General features: G+C 68.8%; 22 protein-coding genes and 1 pseudogene. 21 read left to right on the top strand and 2 right to left on the bottom strand.

Going from position 1 to position 20,120, the window contains the following annotated elements; genetic code table 11:
* Positions 1-49 precede the first annotated feature (49 nt).
* The 20 genes and pseudogenes from ML01_RS01715 (at position 50) to ML01_RS01625 (ending at position 15,315) form a co-directional block, all read left to right on the top strand.
* A complete protein-coding gene (locus ML01_RS01715; protein WP_058553670.1) occupies positions 50-274 on the top strand; it encodes a DUF4926 domain-containing protein in 225 nt (74 codons plus the stop codon).
* 168 nt (positions 275-442) lie between these two features.
* A complete protein-coding gene (locus tag ML01_RS01710; RefSeq protein WP_058553669.1) occupies positions 443-691 on the top strand; it encodes a hypothetical protein in 249 nt (82 codons plus the stop codon).
* Positions 692-699: 8 nt separating this feature from the next.
* Positions 700-1,095, top strand: coding sequence for a type II toxin-antitoxin system HigA family antitoxin (locus ML01_RS01705; protein WP_058553668.1), 396 nt, complete (start codon positions 700-702; stop codon positions 1,093-1,095).
* 65 nt (positions 1,096-1,160) lie between these two features.
* A complete protein-coding gene (locus ML01_RS01700; RefSeq protein ID WP_058553667.1) occupies positions 1,161-1,397 on the top strand; it encodes a ribbon-helix-helix protein, CopG family in 237 nt (78 codons plus the stop codon).
* Between the two features lie 11 nt (positions 1,398-1,408).
* Complete coding sequence (locus ML01_RS01695) at positions 1,409-1,801, top strand: type II toxin-antitoxin system VapC family toxin (protein WP_162267944.1); 393 nt, start codon at positions 1,409-1,411, stop codon at positions 1,799-1,801.
* Positions 1,802-1,824: 23 nt separating this feature from the next.
* On the top strand, positions 1,825-2,622 hold the full coding sequence (locus ML01_RS30070; RefSeq protein WP_216819087.1) for a hypothetical protein: 798 nt from the start codon (positions 1,825-1,827) through the stop codon (positions 2,620-2,622).
* Between the two features lie 458 nt (positions 2,623-3,080).
* Positions 3,081-3,452, top strand: a complete 372-nt coding sequence (locus ML01_RS01685; RefSeq protein WP_058553665.1) for a hypothetical protein — start codon at positions 3,081-3,083, stop codon at positions 3,450-3,452.
* Positions 3,453-3,578: 126 nt separating this feature from the next.
* Positions 3,579-4,469, top strand: coding sequence for a DUF1186 domain-containing protein (locus ML01_RS29480; RefSeq protein WP_058553664.1), 891 nt, complete (start codon positions 3,579-3,581; stop codon positions 4,467-4,469).
* A gap of 921 nt (positions 4,470-5,390) precedes the next feature.
* Positions 5,391-6,464: pseudogene (locus ML01_RS28290) on the top strand (DUF499 domain-containing protein); the annotation flags it as partial.
* An 8-nt stretch (positions 6,465-6,472) separates the two neighbouring features.
* Positions 6,473-6,766 (top strand): HigA family addiction module antitoxin, encoded by a 294-nt coding sequence (locus ML01_RS01670; RefSeq protein WP_058553662.1) that lies wholly within the window; start codon positions 6,473-6,475, stop codon positions 6,764-6,766.
* 122 nt (positions 6,767-6,888) lie between these two features.
* Complete coding sequence (locus ML01_RS01665) at positions 6,889-7,167, top strand: hypothetical protein (RefSeq protein ID WP_058553661.1); 279 nt, start codon at positions 6,889-6,891, stop codon at positions 7,165-7,167.
* Positions 7,164-7,886, top strand: a complete 723-nt coding sequence (locus tag ML01_RS01660; protein ID WP_058553660.1) for a hypothetical protein — start codon at positions 7,164-7,166, stop codon at positions 7,884-7,886. Before ML01_RS01665 ends, ML01_RS01660 begins: the two co-directional genes overlap by 4 nt.
* 409 nt (positions 7,887-8,295) lie before the next feature.
* Positions 8,296-8,517 carry a DUF433 domain-containing protein gene (locus tag ML01_RS01655; protein WP_058553659.1) on the top strand — a complete coding sequence of 74 codons (222 nt, stop codon included), beginning with the start codon at positions 8,296-8,298 and terminating at the stop codon, positions 8,515-8,517.
* Between the two features lie 175 nt (positions 8,518-8,692).
* Positions 8,693-8,977, top strand: a complete 285-nt coding sequence (locus ML01_RS01650; protein WP_058553658.1) for a DUF6516 family protein — start codon at positions 8,693-8,695, stop codon at positions 8,975-8,977.
* Entirely contained in the window at positions 8,970-9,335 is a 366-nt protein-coding gene (locus ML01_RS01645) for a hypothetical protein (RefSeq protein ID WP_058553657.1), read from the top strand. The genes ML01_RS01650 and ML01_RS01645 overlap by 8 nt, the downstream gene beginning before the upstream one ends.
* An 84-nt stretch (positions 9,336-9,419) precedes the next feature.
* Positions 9,420-9,653: an addiction module protein gene (locus ML01_RS01640; protein WP_058553656.1), complete on the top strand. Its 234-nt coding sequence runs from the start codon at positions 9,420-9,422 to the stop codon at positions 9,651-9,653.
* On the top strand, positions 9,650-9,784 hold the full coding sequence (locus ML01_RS30960) for a hypothetical protein (RefSeq protein ID WP_256363607.1): 135 nt from the start codon (positions 9,650-9,652) through the stop codon (positions 9,782-9,784). Before ML01_RS01640 ends, ML01_RS30960 begins: the two co-directional genes overlap by 4 nt.
* 229 nt (positions 9,785-10,013) lie before the next feature.
* Positions 10,014-12,722 (top strand): phospholipase D-like domain-containing anti-phage protein, encoded by a 2,709-nt coding sequence (locus tag ML01_RS01635; protein WP_058553655.1) that lies wholly within the window; start codon positions 10,014-10,016, stop codon positions 12,720-12,722.
* Positions 12,723-12,969: 247 nt separating this feature from the next.
* Positions 12,970-14,058: a cytochrome-c peroxidase gene (locus ML01_RS01630; RefSeq protein ID WP_058553654.1), complete on the top strand. Its 1,089-nt coding sequence runs from the start codon at positions 12,970-12,972 to the stop codon at positions 14,056-14,058.
* Positions 14,059-14,127: 69 nt separating this feature from the next.
* Positions 14,128-15,315 (top strand): NYN domain-containing protein, encoded by a 1,188-nt coding sequence (locus tag ML01_RS01625; RefSeq protein WP_058553653.1) that lies wholly within the window; start codon positions 14,128-14,130, stop codon positions 15,313-15,315.
* A 19-nt stretch (positions 15,316-15,334) separates the two neighbouring features.
* On the opposite strand, the gene ML01_RS01620 is transcribed toward ML01_RS01625, so the two are convergent.
* The gene (locus ML01_RS01620) at positions 15,335-15,973 is read right to left on the bottom strand and encodes a hypothetical protein (RefSeq protein WP_058553652.1); all 639 of its coding nucleotides are present in this window, start codon (positions 15,971-15,973) and stop codon (positions 15,335-15,337) included.
* A gap of 342 nt (positions 15,974-16,315) precedes the next feature.
* On the opposite strand from ML01_RS01620, the gene ML01_RS01615 reads away from it, so the two are divergent.
* Complete coding sequence (locus ML01_RS01615; protein ID WP_058553651.1) at positions 16,316-18,283, top strand: ATP-binding protein; 1,968 nt, start codon at positions 16,316-16,318, stop codon at positions 18,281-18,283.
* Between the two features lie 30 nt (positions 18,284-18,313).
* On the opposite strand, the gene ML01_RS01610 is transcribed toward ML01_RS01615, so the two are convergent.
* A complete protein-coding gene (locus ML01_RS01610) occupies positions 18,314-19,684 on the bottom strand; it encodes a sigma-54 dependent transcriptional regulator (RefSeq protein ID WP_058553650.1) in 1,371 nt (456 codons plus the stop codon).
* Positions 19,685-20,120: the final 436 nt, after the last annotated feature.

The raw sequence follows: 20,120 nt of genomic DNA, 5'->3' as shown, positions 1-20,120 counted from the left end.
CCCGGTCCAGACCTCGCCTCGTCACCGCCTACCCAATCCGGGGGCCAAAATGATTGAAGAGTACGCCGACGCCATCCTGACGGAGAACCTCGCGAGCCACGGCCTCGTGGCCGGCGACATCGGCACCGTCGTCATGGTTCACGACCAAGGCGCGGCGTACGAAGTCGAGTTTCTGACCCTCGCCGGCGAAACGCTCGCGGTACTGACGCTGACCGCGGCGCAGGTGCGACCGGCCGCGGCGGACGAGATCGCGCGTGTGCGCCAAGTGGCCTAGCCGGCGTTGATCGCGGCGGCGTCCCGAGCGCTGCGCTCGCGGCGCGACTGGTCGCACGAGCTGGTTTTCAACACCCGGGACTTCCGCGGCTTCGATCAGCTCGGCATCGGCGTTCCGAGACCACGGGAATTTCTTGAAAAACCACCCTGACACAGGGGGAGAACGGCCATGAGTACCCTCAGCATCCAACTGCCGGAATCGCTGCGCACGGCAGCGGAGGCGCTGGCGCGCGAGGATCAGGTCTCACTCGACCAGCTCATCGCCACCGCGCTCGCGGAGAAGATCGCCGCCTTGGAGGCCGAGCGCTACCTTCAGCAACGCGCCGCACGGGACGACCGTCGTGCCTTCGACGCCGCGCTGGCCAAGGTCGCGGACGTCGAGCCGGAGATTCCGCAGGGCCGGATGAACGCTCTGTAGCCCGATGCATGGACATCCGACTCACCAAGACCGAGCAGGACTACGATGCCGCCTTGGCGGAGATCGAGGCGCTGTGGGGGGCCGCAATCGGCAGTCCCGAGGGCGACAAGCTGGACGTACTGCTGACCCTGGCCGAGGCCTACGAGACCAAGCACGATCCGGTTGCGCCCCCGGACCCCGTGGAGGCCATCCTGTTCCGCATGGAGCAAGCCGGTTTGCAGAACAAAGACTTGGAGCCCTACATCGGCCACAGCGGCCGCGTCTCCGAGGTACTGAGCCGCCAGCGACCGCTGACCCTGGACATGATCCGCAAGCTCTGGAAGGGGCTGAATATCCCGCTCGAGAGCCTGATTCAGGCGGAAGATCATGACAGACGCCAACGGCGGGCGCCGTCATGGCTGTGATGTTTACATCACACGGCGGGCGATGTAGCGTGGCGGCGTTCGCGTCTCGCTTGAAGCAAATGCCCATGCATCGCACACAGATTTCGCTGGAGCCCGATCAGTATCGGCGCCTGGGCGACGAGGCGCGCCGTCGCGGCATCAGCCTTGCCGCCCTTATCCGCAGCCTCATCGACGACCACCTCGGACACGGCCAAGCGCCGGAAGAAGATCCGCTCGAAGGGCTGGTCGGCATCGCCGAGGGCACGGGAGACGCCGTCGGCCGGGAGCACGACCGGTACCTTTACGGACCGGGTGACGCGTGAAGTGCGCCTTCGTGGACACCGGCGCCTGGTCCGCGCTGCTGGACAAGAAGGATCCGGACCACACCTCCGTGGCCGACGCCTTCCGTGCATATCGCGGCAGGCTGTTGACGAGCAATTTCGTCTTTGACGAGGCGGTTACCCTAGCCCGCTATCGGCTCGGCTGGGACGTCGCCGATAAGCTCGGCAATGCGTTGCGCGAGCAACGCGTCGCACGCCTCGAGCGCGTGACGCCGCAGGACGAAGCCGCTGCCTGGTCAATCTTCGAGCAGTACCGCGACAAACGCTACAGCTTCACGGACTGCACCAGCTTCGTGCTCGTGCGGCGGCTGGCCTTGCCGGTTTGTCTTGCCGTCGACCCGGACTTCCGGTCCTTTGGCTTTAACTGCCTGCCGAGTCTGGGCTGATTGCCTGGCCGCTGCCTAACCCGATGGCGGGCGACGACACGCACCGGCGCACCGTCGGCAGGCGCCTGGCCCCCGACCTCGCCCTGCGCGCCCGCACCGCGGCCGGTCCCACGCCGGAGGAGATCGAATGGATCCGCGCCATGTCCAACTACCGCACCCGCGTGCCGAAGGGCGTCTTTCGCTACCGCTCGCACGCAGAAGCCAACGCCGACTGGGAGCGCTGGCATGCTGAGCTGGTTGCGGCGACGGCTCGGCGGCGGGGCAGCGGGGCAGCGACCGCGAGCGCTGAAACTCGGGCCGGCGGCGAGTCCGAGCAGGCAACGCATAACCCGGCGTTCACCCGCCCCGCCCGCTGGGAAGATGTCCTCGCGACCACGCGGCTGCTGAATGCCGCCGGTGTCGAGTACGCGTTGGTGGGCGGCTACGCCCTGGCCGCGCATGGCCATGTGCGCATGACGCAGGACATCGACATCGCCGTGGCCGTCGATCCCGCCAACACCCGCCGCTGGATTCAGGCGCTGGGTGCGCTGCCGGACGGCGTCAGCCTGGAGCTTGCCGGCGAAGCGGGCCCGTTCGAGGGCGATCATCTGCACGGCATCCGCCTCAACGACGAGTTCACCGTGGACATTCTGCCGTCCGTCGCCGGCATCCCCTTCGCTGAGCTCGTGCCGCACATCGTCCGCCTCGACCTGGGCGGCGAGCAGGTGCCGGTGCTCGACCTGGAAGGGCTGCTGAAGACCAAGCAGGCGTTGCGGCCGAAGGACCAGGCCGACGCGGCGGTGCTGCGGCGGGCCTTGGAGGCGCTGCGTCGGCCGAGGTAGCAGCATGAAGACGCCGTAGCTGGATGTGACCTATCGCCGCGGCCGGCCCTTGGCCGCTTATCTGTATCTGGACGCAGGCGCCGGCCTGAACAGCGCGCGCACGGAGCGCGTTGGCGCAGGCTTGCTGGGTGGACTACGCGGAATCCGGTCCAGCCCGTCGGACTCGGGAACCAGGCAGCGACGCAGTTGCCCGTGCGGAGCCCGGCTGGAGCCGAGCCGGGCCGAGCCGGGCCGGAGAGCCGACCTCCAGGTCGGCTCCGTAGTCGCGACCGCAGCGACCCGCTCTGTCGCCGTGTTGACCTGGAGGTCAACACTCCAGTCAACACTTCGCAAGCGACCCGGGCAACACATCGGCTTACAAGGCGCGACCATCTTGGCTAAGCTTTGCTGCCATGACGCCGAGCGGCACAGCGGGCACCCACGGGGCGCCCGTGCCGCGCCCCCCTTGGAGTAAGCGCATGCAACCGGAGATCGTGGACTTCATCACCACCCAGAAAGATCGCGACCTGATCGTCTCCTTCGCGATCCGCGACGAGCCGTTTGACTCCGTCAACAGCCTGACGTTGCTGCGTCAACTGGAATTCGAGCCCTTTCTGCCGCTGGAAGACCGGGGAGTCTACGTTTCGCACGAGGGATTCCCGGGCATCGATGACGATGATCGGCTGAAAAGCCTCCGCTGGCAGGGCGAGGAGGTGCAGATCGAGACCCGTGACGGGCATCAGTTCCGGCTGGACGTGGGTGCCGTGGAGCCGGAGCAGAAGCGTGCCGCGGTGAAGGTACTGCGGGCGATGCGCTTCGACCATGCGTTCGGTCTGCGGGTGGAGCTCTAGCCGAGGGATGGATTATGGTTGCCCGGCCGCGTTGATACCGATCGCGCTCGCGCCAAGAGGCGGGCGCGTTCGGAGCGCTCCTGCGACATGCGGCGCCCGCCCATCCAAACCACACGACCACCGACGATGCCAATTACCGACATCGAGACCATCAAGCAACAGCTCGCCGTCCATCGCGGGCACTTTCCGACGGAGGCCGTGCGCGCCGCGGTGCAGCAGCGCGAGGCCATCACGCCGATCCTGCTGGACGCGCTCCAGGCGGCAGTGGACGACCCGGAAGCCCTGGCGGCAAACGACCGGGCGATGCTGCACGTCTTCGCGCTGTACCTGCTGGCCCAGTTTCGCGAGCCAGCCGCCTACCCGCTGCTGTGCAGGCTCTTCTCGCTGCCCGACGAGATCTGCCTAGACCTCACCGGCGATGTCGTGACGGAGGACTTAGCCCGCATCTTGGCCTCTGTGTGCGATACCGACCTCGCCCCGATGCAACGGATGATCGAGGATCCCGCCGTCGGCGACTACGTGCGCAGCGCCTGCCTGACGGCGCACACGATCCTGGTCTGCGAAGGTCGGGTGCCGCGGGAGCAGGTGATCGACTACTTCGCCAGCCTGTTCCGCGAACGGCTGCCTCGCGAAGGGGGTCTCATCTGGTCCTCACTCGTGGTCGAAAGCGTCGATTTGTATCCGCAAGAGCTGCTTGGCGACATCGAGCGGGCGTACGGCGACGGTCTGATCGATCCGTACTACATCAGTTTGAAAAGCGTTCAGCGGACCCTCGCCCGGGACCAGGAACGCGTCTTGCAGGAGGCGCGAGAACGGTACCGAGGCCTCATCGACGACACCGTGGCCGAGATGAGCTGCTGGGCCGGTTTCAACATGCCGGACCCCGCCCTGGCTGCGCCCTCCGGCATCGTTGCCCCGACCCAGCCCGTGGTGAAGAGCAAAAAAGTCGGCCGCAACGACCCCTGCCCCTGCGGCAGCGGCAAGAAGTACAAGAAGTGCTGCCTGGACTTGATCTGATGAATGGCATGCGCGCAGACCGGCGATGGCGCCAACGTGCAGACCAAGAGGAATGTGCAGGCGAGCATGCACGAGCCGCGCCGTAGCTAAAGCAGCCACCGAGAGAGACGCGACCCCGACACCGCTGCCAGTGATTAGCCAGCTTGTTCCCCCTCCGGCGTGCTCAATACTCTACCGCGCACGTCGTAGAATTCGACATCGTTTTCTTGGTCCTGCTGGCGGAAGTATTCGTAGGCTTCGACATCGAATAAGTGGCTGGCGGAGATCTGACTGACGGGTATGACCACCTCGAAGTCCCCCGGCCTCAGGTGACTCAGATTCGGGTGCTCCAGCTGCCTCAGCACCCTGTCGTAGTTGGTTGTGAAGTGAACCGCCGTCGGAGCAGCTCGTGGTTTAACGCTCTGGCGAACGCTCCCGCAAACGGGACAAGGCCGCGATTTGCCGACGCGCTCTCTTCGACTTCAGAATGTCGGAAGCACGAACATGCAATACGCCTGCTCCGGTCACGGTGAAGTGAGGCCTGGTACCGGCATCTGCGTCGGCAACAGGCGCGGGAGCCTTAGCGGCAGTCGGCTTCGGAAGACCCTCGAACATTATCCGTCGCGGGGTTTCGGTGGCGTCTGACATTGATGATCTATTGATGATCTATTGATGATCTATTGATGATCTATTGATGATCTCCACAGGACGTTCTGCCCACGTCTATACGCGAAGTCTAGTCCAAGCGGCGGGCATTGTAGCAGCTTGCATAGGATGCTTGACCTTGCGCCGATCGATGACGCATCACCCTGATCTCTTCGCCAGCGCCCGCCAGCGCCCGCCAGCGCTCGATCATGCCCACGGTCGCCGGGCTCCGACCTGACGCCGGAGTACCCATGCGAAAACCAGTGCGCGCAGCATCGGGGCAGCCCGTATGCCAGAATGCCGCCCCAGCCTCCCCCGGACACAGGAGCCGCACCGGTGCAAACGCTCGCCGAAGCCTGCAAGCCCCGCGACAGTATTTTCGACAGCACGCGCCGCGACACGGTGCTGGACCTCACCGATCTGGTGCAGGGCCGCATCGACCCGGACGCGTTCTTTGCCGAGAACCACATCACCGAGGGCATGCGGATGCTGCTGACCGAGGCGTTTCGGCGCCTCGAAGGCAAGAGCACCCAGGGCGTGTTCAAGCTCGCGCAGGCCATGGGCGGCGGCAAGACGCACAACCTGCTCGCGGCCGGCCTGCTGGCGGAGCATCCGGAGCTGCGCGCGCCGGTGATGGGGGACTTCTACACCCCCGGCGACATCGGGCCGGTGCGGGTGGTGGCCTTCACCGGCCGCGAGAGCGACGCGCCCTACGGCATCTGGGGCGCCATCGCCGCCCAGCTCGGCAAGCAGGAGCAGTTTGCGCCCTATTACGCGCCGCTGTCGGCGCCGGGGCAGACGGCCTGGGTCGAGCTGCTTAAGGGCGAGCCGCTGCTCATCATGCTGGACGAGCTGCCGCCATACTTTCAGTACGCCAAGGCCAAGCCCATCGGCAACTCGGACCTGTCCGTGGTCACGGCCACCGCGCTGTCCAACCTGCTGGTGGCGGTGACCAAGGACGAGCTGGCCAACGTCTGCGTCATCATTACCGACCTCACCGCCACCTATGCCGAAGGCAGCCAGCAGATCGTCCAGGCCTTGGGCGACCTGGACAAGGAGACCGGCCGCACCGCCATGAGCCTGGAGCCGGTGCGCATGAACACGGACGAGTTCTACCAGATCCTGCGCCGGCGGCTCTTCACCGAGCTGCCGCCGCCCGCGGTCATCGCCGAGGTCGCGGGCGCCTACGCCAAGTCCATCAAGGAGGCGCGGCAGATGGACGTGACGAATGCATCCCCCGAGCAGCTCGCGGCGCGCATCGCGGCGTCCTATCCATTCCATCCGGCCATTCGCGACCTCTACGCCCGCTTCAAGGAGAACCCCGGCTTCCAGCAGACCCGCGGCCTGATCCGGCTCATGCGCATCGTCGCCGCGCGCCTGTGGCACAGTGGCCTGCATGCGCAGCGCTATCTCACATCCGCGAGGTCTATCTGGAGCCCTTCGGCCTCGCCGGCCGGCAACTGGCCGCGAAGCTGGACGTCTCCGCATCGACGGTGGCCCGCCTGCTGGCGGGCACCAGCGGCATCAGCCCCGAGATGGCGCTGCGCCTGTCCAAGAGCCTCGGCCGCTCTGCCGAGAGCTGGCTCTTGATGCAGCACATCCATGACCTCTGGGAGGCCCGGCAACGGTTGGACCTGAGCCGGGTCGAGCCGCTGCACTTCGATGCGGCGTAGGCGTGGGTGCTGTGGCTGGCTCCCGCGCTCCAGAGGCTGGGCAAGAACTGGTTGTAGGATGAGTTTCGCTGCACTCTACCCATCCTATACGGCGATACGGCGCTTGGAGGAGCAAGATCCAAATGTCCATTTCCAGAGCACAACTGATCGAAGAAATCGCCGCCTTGCCGGATGAGGGCCTGCCGCGCGCTTACGCGCTGCTGCACGGCCTGCGTTTGGACTTGGCCGCCGCCGATTCATCATTGGAGCCAGCCCCGGGAGACTCTCAACCCGGTAGTGCAACCGCGGCGGAGGACTTTGCGGGTGCTTGGGCCGATATGTCCGATGCGGAGCTTACCGGCTTCCTCGACGAGGTCTTCGCGCGCCGTCGAGCCGCATTCACGGATCGGCCTGAGCGGTGAAGCCGGTCCTGTTGGACACGGGTGTTTTGTCCTTCTACCTCAAGGGCAGCGACGAAGGCGTCGTTGCCCTTTGCGTGTTCTTGAAGCTGCTGACCATGGACGACGCGGGCCTGTGGCGGCGCAAGACCAAGCCCATCGCGCTGAAGGATGTCTATGCCCTGCTGGGCCCGGCCGAACGCCGCGACTGGTTCCGCCCCGACGCGGACCCGGCCCGCCCGAAGCTCCGCGCCGGCCTCGAGCCCGCCGACCGCGAGCGCCTGCAGAAGCTGGTGTTCGAGCGCCTCAGCTACGACGACAAGCTCGGCTACTGCGACCGCCCCGAGCAGGTGCCGGGGCCGGACGCCGACGCCTGGGCGGCCATCAACGCGCATCTGGGCACCGCTGCGGACAGCCTGCCGGCCTTGGTGAGGGTGCTCGGCGAGCGCCGCTTCGGCCATGTGCCGACGGTGGGCGATGCCTTCTGCGGCGGCGGCAGCGTGCCCTTCGAGGCCGCACGCATCGGCTGCAACGCCGTCGGCTCGGACCTGAACCCGGTGGCGGCGCTGCTCACCTGGGCCGCGCTCCACATCGTCGGCGGCGGGCCCGCGGTGGCGGCCCGGGTACGCGAGGCACAGCAGCGGGTCTTTGCCGCGGTGGATCGGCAGATCACGGACTGGCGCATCGAGCACAACGCCGCCATGCGTCGGTCGCGCGGTCATATGGGAGAAATGAGGTCATGATCATCCCAAAGGCCTTAATCATCGTTCCGGCCGCCATGACCCGAGGTCCTGCTCGTGACACCGCTCCTGCGGTGTCACGCGCTCTTCGGCGCTCTGCGCCCCGCGGGGTGTGACGGGGCGACAAGGTCGGCAGCGGCCTTGGCACAGCGAGCGCGGCGGGTGGGCGCGGAGCGCCGGGAGGCGGTGACACCGCGGGAGCGGTGTCACCAGAGAGATCCAGTCGCGCCAGTGGCTGCGTTGATGGTGCGGGACAGCAGACGCATTCCTTCGGCCCCTGCCATGCCCGCCGCTTGGCCGGAATGATGATCAAGGCCGTGTAGCTCACTTGCGCGTCGCGCGAGGGGGCGCCATGCTCTGCCTATTCGCAACGTCAAGCACCCGTCGCGCAGACGGAGCGTTCGGAGCACCCATGAGCGAGCAACGCATCACAATCGACCCGAATGTCTGTGGCGGGCGGCCCTGCATCCGCGGCATGCGCGTCCGCGTCACCGATGTGCTGGATTTGCTGGCTGCCGGCGCCAGCAACGAGGAGATCCTCGACGATTATCCGTACCTGGAGGCCGCCGATATCAGCGCTGCGCTCGCTTACGCTGCGCGCCAGTTGGATCATCCGGTGTTGAGCGCGGCCTGATTGTATCTGCCCTATGCGATTTCTGGCTGGCGGAGTATCTGTCCGGGCTGCCCATGGCGCACTGGCGCGGCGACGCCGAGGCGGCGCGGGTGCTGGCCGGGCTGCTGCGGCAGGACAGCGTGTAAAGATGGGTCAGGCTGGGTGAGACGAAGCACGCCCACCAGGCCAAAGTGCGATGGAGAAGGCCAAGAAGTTGTTGCATCGCCGCCAGACCTACCGTGGCGGCCTCATCGAGATGGTCATTTGGGAGCTGCCCGAGCGCAGCATCCATTGGCCGCACGGCCTCAAATATCGGCTGGTTTACGTGCGTGACCGGGCTCGTGTGGTCGGCTATGACAACGAGCGCGGCAAGGGTGATCATAAGCACCTCGGGGCGCGCGAGGAGCCTTATCGCTTCACCGACGTGCGCTCGTTGCTGCGCCATTTCTGGGCCGACGTCAGGAGCATCGACAATGACTGATCCACGCATTCTGCACATCGAGGTCTCCACGCCGCAGGCAGCCATGGACGCGTTCGCGGATATCTGGGAGCGTGCCCGGCGCGGCGAGGCGGTGATGCCGACGGAATCCATCGGGTTCGAGAGCCTTGCGGAGCTGCTGGCCACCCTGACGTCGGCGCGCTGGGAGCTGATCCGGCTCGTGCGCCGGCATGGTCCGCTCGCACCGGAGCAGCTGCCGGCGCTGGCCGGGCAGTCGAGCGAAGACATCCGCGAGCACCTGGCGGCCTTGAGCGCCCTCGGCATCCTGGAGGCAGATGCGAGCGGGCGCGTCTTGGTGCCGTGGGATGAGATCGACCTGCGGGTGCCATTGGCGGCGTGAAGCCGATCGCGGCCGGTAGAATGACCAGCGAAATCACTGTCGAAATCACTGTCGAGATCACGGTGCTGCGTACGGAGATCACACATGAAGCCAAGTGAGTCTGGCCTGTTTCATGACGCCCTGGCGCTGCCGGAGGGCGAACGCCTGCGCCTGGTGGATACCCTGCTCGAAAGCCTGCATCCGGACGCTGACCCGCAGGTCGACGCGGCTTGGCGCGACGAGGCCGAGCGCCGTCTGGCGCGACTGGATGCCGGGGAATGCACGCTGGTCGATGGCGAGGCGGCGTTCCGTCGTCTGCGCGCCAAGTACCACGGTTGAAATTCTTCCTTCACGACGATGCGGACACAGAGCTGGATGCCGCCGTGGCCTTCTACGAAGCGTGCCGGCCCGGCCTCGGCCTCGACTTCGCCGCGGAGGTCTATCGCAGTATCGAGCTGGCGTGCGACTAACCCCGATGCGGGCTCGCCGATCTCCGCTCGTCTGCGGCGCCGCTTGGTGCGGCGATTCCCGTTTGCCGTGCTGTACGAAAACACCGGTAAAGCCATCCACGTCATCGCGGTCGCGGATCAGCGGCGTCGACCGGATTATTGGCGTCGGCGTATCAGTCCGTAGGATGGGCAAAGCGCAGCGTGCCCATCAGAGCCCCGCGTACCGCGAGTAACCAAGCCTTATGGCAGCATGATCACCCGCTTCAGCTCCCGCCTCCAACGCCTGGACCGACACTTTCTGAATGACCGCCTGGCCGGCGCGCTGGCCTACGACCGCATCGCGGGCTTTTTCTCATCATCGATCCTGGAGGTCGCCGGGGAGGCGCTGGAACAGGTGGCGGGCCAAGTGCGCATGGTCTGCAACTCCGTGGTGGACCCGCGCGACGTGCAGATCGCGCAGCGCGCGGCGCAGGCGGCGCTGCGCCGCGAGTGGTGCGCGAGCGAGCCGGAGCGGCTGCCGGACGCGGCCCGCCCGCGCTTCGCGCGCCTGCACGGGTTTCTAACGAGCGGCAAGCTCAAGGTCCGGGTGCTGCCCGATGCCCACTTCGGCCTGATCCACGGCAAGGCCGGCGTCATCAGCGCCGCGGACGGCAGCCGGCGCGCCTTCCTCGGCAGCGTCAACGAGTCCAAGACCGCCTGGCGGCTGAACTACGAGCTCTTGTGGGAGGACGACGACCCGAAGGCCGTGGACTGGGTGCAGCAGGAGTTCGACGCGCTGTGGGAGTCCCCCTTCGCGCTGGATCTGAGCGAGGCGGTGGTGCAGGACATCGCGCGGATCGCCGCCCGTGTCGTGGTGCCGGACGTTGCCGACTGGCAGGCCGCGCCGGAGCCCGCCGCACCCATCGTAGAGTTGCCGCTGTACCGCCGCGAGGATGGGCTGTGGGCGCACCAGAAGCACTTCGTCAAGCTCGCCTTCGATGCCCACCGCGGGCCGCACGGCGCGCGCCTGGTGCTGGCGGACCAGGTCGGCCTCGGCAAGACCATCCAGCTCGCGCTGGCGGCGCAGTTGATGGCGCTGCTCGGCACCAAGCCCGTATTGATCCTGGCGCCGAAGCCGCTGATCTGGCAATGGCAGCGGGAGATGGCGAGCCTCTTGGACATGCCCTCCGCGGTCTGGACCGGCGCCGGATGGTGCGACGAGCATGGCGTCGAGCACCCGGCGGCGGGCGCCGAGGCCATCCGTCGCTGCCCGCGGCGGGTCGGTATCGTCTCCACGGGGCTCATCACGGCGGGCTCGGAGGCGGCGGACCGGCTCCGGCACATGGACTTCGAGTGCGTGATCCTGGACGAGGCGCACCGGGCGCGCCGCCGCAACCTGTCGCCGCAAAACGTCTACCAGCCGGCGCAGCCGAACAACCTGCTGCGCTTTCTGTGGGACATCGCGCCGCGCACCAAGAGCCTGCTGCTCGCCACCGCAACGCCGGTGCAACTGCACCCCATCGAGGCCTGGGACCTGCTGGACGCCCTGGGCCGCGGCTGCGACGCCGTGCTGGGCCGCATCGGCAGCCCCTGGCGCAAGCCGAAGCAGGCCATCGAGCTGCTGCTCGGCCGCGCCGAGCTGCCGACGGATGAGCTCGGCATGTGGGCCTGGATGCGCAACCCGCTGCCGCCGGCGGCGGAAGGCCCGGACTACACCGCACTGCGGCGCGCGCTGCGCATGGCGGATGCCGACTGCTGCGCCGATGGCGAGAGCTTTCAGCGCCTCGGCGCACCGGACCGGGCGCGGGTGCGCCGGGTCTTTCCGCGCTTCGTGCAGCACGCCAACCCGTTCATCCGGCACATCGTGCTGCGCACGCGCGAGTACCTGGAGACGACCCCGGACCCGGAGACGGGTGAGCCGCTGCTGCGGCCGGTGCGCGTGCGGCTGCACGGCGACGGCGATGCGGACGCCATCCGGCTGCCGCCGTTTCTCGAGGATGCCTACCGGCTCGCGGAAGACTTCTGCACGCGGCTCGCGGAGCGCAGCAATGCCGGCTTCTTCCGCACCATGCTTCTGCGCCGCGTCGGCAGCACCATGGAGGCGGGCCGGCGCACCGTGGAGCGGCTCCTGAACGACTGGGGGCGGCTCGACGACGACGAGGACGACGAGGAGACGCTCGCCGAGCTGACGAGCCTCACCGGGCCGGAGCGCGAGCTACTGGAGCGCTTTCTGCGGGCGCTCGCGGCCACCCGCGAGCAGGACCCGAAGCTCGCCGCCGTGCGCGGGCTGTTGCTCGAACAAGACTGGCTCGAGCTTGGCTGCATCCTGTTCAGCCAGTATTACGATTCGGTGTATTGGCTCGCGGAGCAACTGAGCGCGGCGCTGCCGGACGAGCCCATCGGCATCTATGCGGGATCGGATCGCTCCGGGCTGATGCAGGGCGGGGTGTTCCAGCGCCGGCAGCGGGAGCTGCTGAAAGACCAGGTGCGCGATGGCGAGATCCGGCTGCTGCTCGGTACCGATGCCGCCTCCGAGGGGCTGAATCTCCAGCGCCTCGGCACCCTGATCAACGTCGATCTGCCGTGGAACCCGTCGCGGCTGGAGCAGCGCAAGGGCCGCATCCAGCGCATCGGCCAGCGCCGGCAGACCGTGGACATCTGCAATCTGCGCTATGCGGGCTCCGTGGAGGACCGGGTGCACGCGCTGCTGTCGTCTCGGCTGGAGCAGATCGCAAGCCTGTTCGGTCAACTGCCGGACGTGCTCGAGGCGGTGTGGATCGACGTCGCGCTGGGCGAGCTGGACCGCGCCCGAGCGACCATCGACGCGGTGCCCGCGCAGCACCCCTTCGCGCTCCGCTGGACGGCCGTGCAGCCCGTCGCGTGGGAGACGTGCAGCCGCGTGCTGGCGGCGGATGCGCGCATCGCGCGCCTGCGCGGCGGCTGGTCGGGCAAGGGCGGCTGGTCGGGCAAGGGCGGCTGAGCGGGTGCGCGCGGCTGCCCGCCTGCGCACGCAGCGACGGCACCGCACCCAAGCCGCCACCGGTCGTGCCGCGCGCCGGCCGTCCCGCTTGCCGGCGGCAACGCCGATCCGCTGCCCCGTGACAAAGGTCAATGAGCCCGCCGCCTGACGCGGCTAGGTTGCTCCCCGACGGGCACGTCCGGTAGGCACCCAAGCCGGCCGGCGACGCGACCCTCGTCCCGAGCCCGAACCCGCAAGGAGAGTCCCGATGTCCGCTCGCACCCCGGTCCTGATCACTGGCGCGCTGCTCGCCGTTGCCGCCGCGCTGTCGGCCTCTGTTGCCGTCGGCGCGCGCTGGGAGGCGCTGCCCGACACGCCGCCGATCCCCGCCGACAACCCGCAGAGCCCGGCGAAGATCGAGCTGGGCAAGGCGCTCTACTTCGACCCGCGCTTCTCGGCGGACGGCAACATTTCCTGCAATTCCTGCCACAACCTGATGGCCGGCGGCGACGACAACCGGCCGAATTCCATCGGCTTTCATGACGCCCGCGGCAGCCGCAGCGCACCGACGGTCTGGAACGCCGCCTTCCACACGGTGCAGTTCTGGGACGGCCGCGCCGCGACGCTGGAGGATCAGGCCAAGGGCCCGGTGGTGAACCCGGTCGAGATGGGCATGGCGAGCCTGGACGCGGCCATGGCGCGCTTACGGCAGATCGACGGCTACATCCCGCTGTTCGAGGCCGCCTTCCCGGATGACCCGAGCCCGGTCACGGCGAACAACGCGGCCCGCGCCGTCGCGGCCTTCGAGCGCACGCTGATTACGCCGAACAGCCCTTACGACCGCTTCATCAAGGGCGAGCACAAGGCGATGACGGAGGATCAGGTGCGCGGCCTGGTGACCTTCGCCGAGGTCGGCTGCACCGCCTGCCACTCGGGGGCCAACTTCAACGGCCCCGCGCTACCGATGGGGACGGGCTTCTACCAGAAGTTCCCGACCATCCCCGGCAGCCCCTACGAGGCCGAGTACGACCTCACCGCGGACACCGGCCGGTTCGCGGCCACCGGCAGCGAGGCCGACAAGCACCTGTGGCGGGTGCCGACGCTGCGCAACATCGCGCTGACCGCGCCGTACTTCCACAACGGCGCCGTGCCGACGCTCGACGAGGCCGTGCGCGTGATGGCGAAGACGCAGCTCGGCCGCGACCTCACCGACGCGCAGGCGGCCGACCTCGTCGCCTTCCTGGGCGCCCTCACCGGCGCGTTTCCGGAGATCGCGATGCCGCGGTTGCCGGACACCGCCGGGCGGACCGTGATTCCGTCGGTGTCGGAGCCGGCGCAGCCGAGCCCGCAGCACTGAGCTGAGCGGACCCGCGGCGGCGCGCTGCCGGTGCCTTGGGCACCGCCACCGCGCCGCAGCGAGCACCCCATGGAGCCTGCACGGCCGAATCTGGCCCTCCTCATCGACTTCGAGAACGTCGGCGCCGACCCGCGCCTGGACATCGGCGGGCTCCTTGCCGCGGCCGGTGCGCGCGGGCGGCCGTTGATCAAGCGCGCCTACGCCGACTGGGGCCGATTCGCGGCGCGCAAGCCGGAGCTGGCGGCGCTCGGCATCGAGCTGATCGAGCTGCCCGCGCACGGCAAGCCGCGCAAGAACGCTGCCGACATTAGGCTGGTGGTGGACGCTGTCGAGATCGCGCTGTCGTTGCCGCATATCCACGGCTTCGTCATCGCAACCGGCGACAGCGACTTCACGCCGCTGCTGGTGAAGCTGCGCGAGCACGGCAAACGCGTCATCATCGCGTCCGTGGAGGCCACCATGAGCGGTCTCCTGGCGGTGCACGCGGATGAGCTGCTGCGGGTCGCGCCTTTGCAGCCCGCAGCGCCGACGCCAGCGCCCGAGCCCAAAGCCACACCCAAGGCACAGACCAAGCCCAAGACCGCGCCCCAGCCGACGCCCACGCAGGCCGCCGCCGCCGCCACCAAGGTGCCGGGCACCGCCATGCGCCTGCTGCACCGGGCACTGGCGATGCTCGCCGCCAAAGGGAACGGCGCGCAAAGCTCTCGGATCAAGGTCACGATGCGACAGATCGAGACGGGCTTCGACGAGAGCAGGCTCGGCTTCAAGCGCTTCAGCGATTTCCTCAAGGCCGCGGTTGCGACGGACGCGTCCCTGTCGCTCCGCATGGACCCGGGGTGCAGCGATTACGTGCTGAGCGCCAAGGGACGACCGCCGGTGGCGCCAGAGTCAGAAGCAGCCGCCGCGATGCCGGCGACGCGCGTGCCGAGGCCCGGACCTAGGCCTAGGCTGGAGCCCGAGGAAGCCGTCCTTGCGCCCTTGAGCAGCGCCCTGCTCGCCAACGGCGCGATGTCGCGCAGCGACCTCGCGCGGGCGCTCAAGGAGCGGCACTTCGGCGCCGACGACGGCGTCAGTATATCCGGGCTTTACATGCGCATCGGCAAGCTCGTGAAGGCCGGCACGCTCCGGCAGCACAGCGTCGATCAGCACATGATCCTGACGCTGCCGGAGGCGTCGGCCGCGGCGGACCCCGAGCAGGGGCCGCGCTGCGGCGAGGGCGCTGCCGCTGCCTCGGGGCAGCGCGTCGCCCGCGGGTAAATCCGATCGCCGCGCCGCGTCAGCGCGCGGTGCGCTCGCGCACGGCGTCGATGTCCCAGGCCGTGAGCAGGTCGGCGGCGGTGTCGGCGGATTCGAGATTCTCGCCGGACACCTGCATCAGGATGCGCCCATCGAGCAGCAGCGTGGCTTCGGCGGTGCCGCTGTCCGGCTCCCATTTGAGCATGCCCGTCTCGCGCCCGATGCGCAGGCGCTCGACACCGGGCTGCGCGCCCATGAGCATGGGGTTGTTGATCAGCGCGGCCATGCCCTGGACCATGGGGTTATCGATCATGAGCTGGGCCGTCATGGTGCCGTCGCCGTTGGTCTGGTTGTAGGTGCGCTCGAGCATGGTGCCCATCATGCCGCCGAACATGGCGGCAGCGGCGCCCGCCTCGGCGGAGGACTCAGCCTCGGCGGCGGTCCAGCCTGCCGGTGCCGGCGGGAAGGTGTCGCTGAGCTTGCCGGACATGGCCTTGCGGATGTCGCTGATGGCGAATTCCAGCTCGGTCACGGCGGCGCCCAGCTCGCCGGCCTTGTACAGTTTCAGCCCTTCGAGCACCTGCTCCTCCACCGGGTCGGCGAGCGCCGCGCCGGCTGCGGCCAGGGCTAAGGTCGTACCGGCGGCGAGCCCGGCGAGGTTGCACAGCTTGAGGGACATGGTGACTCCGATCAGTGAGGGAAGCGGGCGCCGCAGCGATGCCGGTCGTATACGGGGTTCTGCGAAAGGTCGTCAGCGCGGCGACAGGTGACGGCCCAGCAAGGCTAGGCAGAGACCCGGTTCGGGTCAAGGTATCCGGCGTGGCGTGCATCCGAACAGGACAAGCGATCGCCCCGTCTCGTCAGTCACCACCGGGTGGGCGACCGGCCAACTGCTTGTTCCGCGGGGATGACGCGCCGGGCGGCTCAAGGGCCGACCGCGGAACGCGTCAGGGGCTAGACTTGGTCGGGCAGCGCTCGGCGCTGCTGTCCTTTCCCCGGATGTCCCCGCCTGCCATCGCCCATGTCCCTCTCCCGGCATCTTGCGAGTCTGAGCGTTCAGGTCGCCGCGGCCTATCTCGCGCTCGGGCTGCTGCTGGCCGCCGCCGGTCTGTACGCCCTCGGCGCCTTCCAGCGCCAGCTCGGCTCGACGGAGCTGGTGGACCGTGCCGCGCAGTTGGAGCTGACCGTCGAGCAGTTGCACGCGCAGGCGATGAACTATTGGCAGAACGCCCCGCGCGACTATCCGACCTACTACCGCGATGTGCGCCTGTATTACCAGGACCTGATGGCGCAGGTGCGCACCATCGATGCCGTCGTCGGCGCCTTCATGAGCGGCGATTTTCGCGACACCATGCCGATGCGCTTGCCGGCCTGGCTGCAGCCGCACCTGGGGGCCGAGGCGCAGGCGTCCGTCGCCGCGCTGGAGCGCACCTGGGAGGACTGGCGCGCGGACCTGTTCGCCGCGCTCGGCGAGGACACGGACGAGCCGCGCCTGGAGTGGGGCGCGGAGCACGTGATCGACGCTCACAACGGGCTCAACGCCGCGGTGGAGGCGTTCGCCCGGGCGCTGCGCGATTGGGCCGAGCGGGAGTACGAGGTGATGACCCACGGCACCGTCGCCGTCGGCATCGCAACCTTATGGATCGCCGCGCTGTTGCTCGCCCTGGTGCACTGGAAGGTGTTGGCGCCGCTCAGGCGCACGACGGCGGGCTTCCAGCGCGTCGCCGACGGCGATTTCAGCCACCGGCTCCCGGTCGCCGGCACCACGGAGCTGCAAGACCTGAGCGCGAGCTTCAACCGGCTCTCGGAGCGGCTCGACCTACTCTATCGGCTGATCCACGCGCTCCAGCAGGGCCAGGACTTAGACCAGCTCATGGGGCTGCTCAACACCGAGTTCCGGCCGCTGCTGGGCTGCGACTGGAGCGGTCTCGTGTTCATCGACGAGCGCCGCGCCAGCGCGAGGGTCGAGACGAGCTGGCTCGATGGCGCCTCGCAGCCCGGCGACCGGCGACTGTACCGGCTGCAGGGCACGCTGTTGGAGCGCGTGCTGGCCGACGCGACGCCGCTCTACGTCGAGGACATGGTCAAACGCGGCAGCGAAAATCCCGCCTTCGAGCTGCTGCGCCATCTCATCGGCCACGGCATGCGCGATGCGATCTTCCTGCCGCTGACGCCGCAGACGCAGACGCCGATCCCGGCGGTGGTGGTGTTCGCCACGCGCGACCCGGAGGGCTTCGGCGACGCGCGTCGGCGGCTGCTCGGCAACATCGCGCAACTGCTGACCCAGGGCGTCGCGCGCACGGCGCGGCTCGCGGAGCAGGCGCGGCTCGCGGCCATCGGCGAGTTTGCCTCTGGCATCGTGCATGAGCTGCGCACGCCGCTGACCACGGTGTCGATGGCGCTTGGGTTTCTGGCGGGGCAGGAGCAGGCGCCGCGCGTGCAGCGCCGCGTAGACCTGGCCCTGGGTGAGGCGGAGCGCATGCGCCGGCTCTTGTCGGACATCCTGCTCTACGCCAAGCCGCTGAGCCTGGACCCGCGCCCGCTGGCGCTTGGTCCGCTGCTCGAAGAGCAGATCGCGGCGGCGCGCGAGCAGCATCCGGCGTGCCTGATCCGGCTGGAGCACCCGCCCGCCGAGGTGCGGGTGATGGCGGACCCGGACCGGCTGCGCCAGATCCTGACCAACCTCACGGACAACGCCTGCGAGGCGGCGCCCGCGGGCAGCGTCGTGACCTGGCACATCGGCGCGACGGCTGGGCCGGCGGGCGCCGGGGAGGTGCGGCTCGCGGTGCACAACGGCGGCGAGCCGATCCCGCCCGCGCTGCTGCCGCGCCTAACCGAGCCCTTCCTCAGCACCAAGCAGAGCGGCACCGGGCTCGGACTCGCCATCGTGCGCCGGCTGGTGGAGCAGCATGGCGGGCGGCTCGCGATTCACTCCAGCGCGGAGCAGGGCACCAGCGTCGAGGTGGAGCTGCCGCGCCTGCCGGCTTGAGCGCCGTGCCGACCGCTGCGGCTGGCGCCGTCAGCGCTTGGGCACGCGTAGCTGGTACTTCTCGATCTTGCGGTCGAGCGCCGGGCGCGAGATGTCGAGGATCTCGCAGGCGTGCCCCTTATGGCCGTCGGTGTGATCGAGCACGCGCTGGATGTGCGCGGCGGACACCTCGTCCAGGCTACGCAGGTCTGCCGATGGCGCTGATGCATCGCCCGCGCCGCCGCCGGCGACCGGCGTGCTGCCGCCGAGCGGGAGCATCTCCGGCGTGATGACGCCGTGGCGCGCCTGCAGCAGCGCTTGGCTCAGCGCGTTCTCCAGCTCGCGCACGTTGCCGGGCCAGTCGTGCTCGCCGAGGCGTTGCAGCGCCGCGGCGGTGAGGCTCGGGCAGGGCCGCCCGAGGCGCACGGCGATGCGCGCGAGGAGCCCGGTCGCGAGTAGCGGGATGTCCTCGCGCCGCTCGCGCAGCGGTGGCATGCGGATCTCGAACACCCGGAGCCGGTAGACCAGGTCTTGGCGAAAGCGCCCCGCGGCGGCCTCCGCGAGCAGGTCGCGGTTGGTCGCGGCGACGATGCGCGCGTCGGTGCCGATGGGCTCGCCGCCGCCGACGCGCTCGAACACGCGCTCTTGCAGCACGCGCAGCAGCTTGGCTTGCAGCGCGGGCGCCAGCTCGCCGATCTCGTCCAGAAACAGCGTGCCGCCCGCGGCCTGCTCGAAGCGCCCCTGCGTGCGGGCGTGCGCGCCGGTGAAGGCGCCCTTCTCGTGCCCGAACAGCTCGCTCTCCAGCAGCGTGTCGACAATGGCGGCACAGTTGACGGCCACGAAGGGCCCGGCGCGGCCGCTGTGCTGGTGGAGCAGCCGCGCGACCACCTCCTTGCCGGTGCCGGACTCGCCGCTGATCAGCACCGTCGCCTGGCTGCGGGCGCTCTGCGCAATGGCCTTGCTGACGGCGAGCATGGCGCCGCTGCGCCCGATGAGATCCCGCGCGGGCTCCTCTGTCGGCGCGGCCTGCGTCGTCGCGCCGACCTCGCCCACCGCCGCGCGCTCGCGCAGCAGGCGCTCCACGGTCGCCGTTAGGTCCCGCGTGTCGATGGGCTTGTGCACGAAGTCCGCGGCGCCGTTCTGGATGGCCTCAATGGCCAGCTCCAGGTCGTGCTTGCCGGTCATCATCAGGATCGGCAATTGCGGGTCGGTGGCAAGCAGCGGGCCGATCTGCTCACTGCCGAGCCCGTCCGGGAGCTGCTGGTCGAGCAGGATCAGGTCGAAGCGCCCCGCGCGCGCCTGCTCCAGCCCGGCCGCGGCACGCGCCGAGCGGGTCACCGCGAAGTCCAGATCCTCGAAGTGCAGCGCGAGCATCTCACTGAGGGCAGCGTCGTCCTCGATGATGAGCAGTCGGCGGGTCATGGCGGGTTCCTCGGGTTGATCTCGGCTCGGCGCCGGCCGGGGCGCCGGCCGCGCAGCGCGCTCGGCAAGGCGCTTGCGGCGTCGCCAAGACCAATGTGCAAGCATCGGATGCAGCCTCATCGCCGCTGCTTTCGTTCAGCCGCCCCTCCGTCGAAATCGAAATCGGGATCGGGATCGGGATCGAAATCGGGATCGAAATTTCACCCTTAAGCGCATCTGGCTCAAGCGACGTCGCAGTGCAAGATACCTCTGTCGTGCGATGTCGCTCATCGTCGCTCGCGATAGCGATGGCCCAGCCGTCGGGTGCCGCCGCGCTGACCCGTTTGAGGAGTGTACCGGTTGTCTTTGACTCTTCATTACGACCCGTGCGGCTCGCTGAATCTTTCTCCAAGCTCGACTGCGGGAGCCGATGCTGGCACGGCGACGGGCGGCGCAA

It is taken from the genome of Thiohalocapsa sp. ML1, assembly GCF_001469165.1.
Classification (GTDB): Bacteria; Pseudomonadota; Gammaproteobacteria; order Chromatiales; family Chromatiaceae; genus Thiohalocapsa.
Note: the sequence above shows the minus strand (reverse complement) of the source record. Positions and strands in the feature narration are given on the sequence as shown.

Excerpts from the sequence above, each read along its gene's own strand:
- ML01_RS01705 (WP_058553668.1), top strand. The coding sequence starts at position 700 with ATGGACATCCGACTCACCAAGACCGAGCAGGACTACGATGCCGCCTTG.
- ML01_RS01710 (WP_058553669.1), top strand. The coding sequence starts at position 443 with ATGAGTACCCTCAGCATCCAACTGCCGGAATCGCTGCGCACGGCAGCG.
- ML01_RS01645 (WP_058553657.1), top strand. The coding sequence starts at position 8,970 with ATGACTGATCCACGCATTCTGCACATCGAGGTCTCCACGCCGCAGGCA.
- ML01_RS30070 (WP_216819087.1), top strand. The coding sequence starts at position 1,825 with ATGGCGGGCGACGACACGCACCGGCGCACCGTCGGCAGGCGCCTGGCC.
- ML01_RS01665 (WP_058553661.1), top strand. The coding sequence starts at position 6,889 with ATGTCCATTTCCAGAGCACAACTGATCGAAGAAATCGCCGCCTTGCCG.
- ML01_RS29480 (WP_058553664.1), top strand. The coding sequence starts at position 3,579 with ATGCCAATTACCGACATCGAGACCATCAAGCAACAGCTCGCCGTCCAT.
- ML01_RS01715 (WP_058553670.1), top strand. The coding sequence starts at position 50 with ATGATTGAAGAGTACGCCGACGCCATCCTGACGGAGAACCTCGCGAGC.
- ML01_RS01610 (WP_058553650.1), bottom strand. The coding sequence starts at position 19,684 with ATGACCCGCCGACTGCTCATCATCGAGGACGACGCTGCCCTCAGTGAG.
- ML01_RS01625 (WP_058553653.1), top strand. The coding sequence starts at position 14,128 with ATGGAGCCTGCACGGCCGAATCTGGCCCTCCTCATCGACTTCGAGAAC.
- ML01_RS01630 (WP_058553654.1), top strand. The coding sequence starts at position 12,970 with ATGTCCGCTCGCACCCCGGTCCTGATCACTGGCGCGCTGCTCGCCGTT.
- ML01_RS01700 (WP_058553667.1), top strand. The coding sequence starts at position 1,161 with ATGCATCGCACACAGATTTCGCTGGAGCCCGATCAGTATCGGCGCCTG.
- ML01_RS01635 (WP_058553655.1), top strand. The coding sequence starts at position 10,014 with ATGATCACCCGCTTCAGCTCCCGCCTCCAACGCCTGGACCGACACTTT.
- ML01_RS01655 (WP_058553659.1), top strand. The coding sequence starts at position 8,296 with ATGAGCGAGCAACGCATCACAATCGACCCGAATGTCTGTGGCGGGCGG.
- ML01_RS01685 (WP_058553665.1), top strand. The coding sequence starts at position 3,081 with ATGCAACCGGAGATCGTGGACTTCATCACCACCCAGAAAGATCGCGAC.
- ML01_RS01640 (WP_058553656.1), top strand. The coding sequence starts at position 9,420 with ATGAAGCCAAGTGAGTCTGGCCTGTTTCATGACGCCCTGGCGCTGCCG.
- ML01_RS01650 (WP_058553658.1), top strand. The coding sequence starts at position 8,693 with ATGGAGAAGGCCAAGAAGTTGTTGCATCGCCGCCAGACCTACCGTGGC.
- ML01_RS01615 (WP_058553651.1), top strand. The coding sequence starts at position 16,316 with ATGTCCCTCTCCCGGCATCTTGCGAGTCTGAGCGTTCAGGTCGCCGCG.
- ML01_RS01620 (WP_058553652.1), bottom strand. The coding sequence starts at position 15,973 with ATGTCCCTCAAGCTGTGCAACCTCGCCGGGCTCGCCGCCGGTACGACC.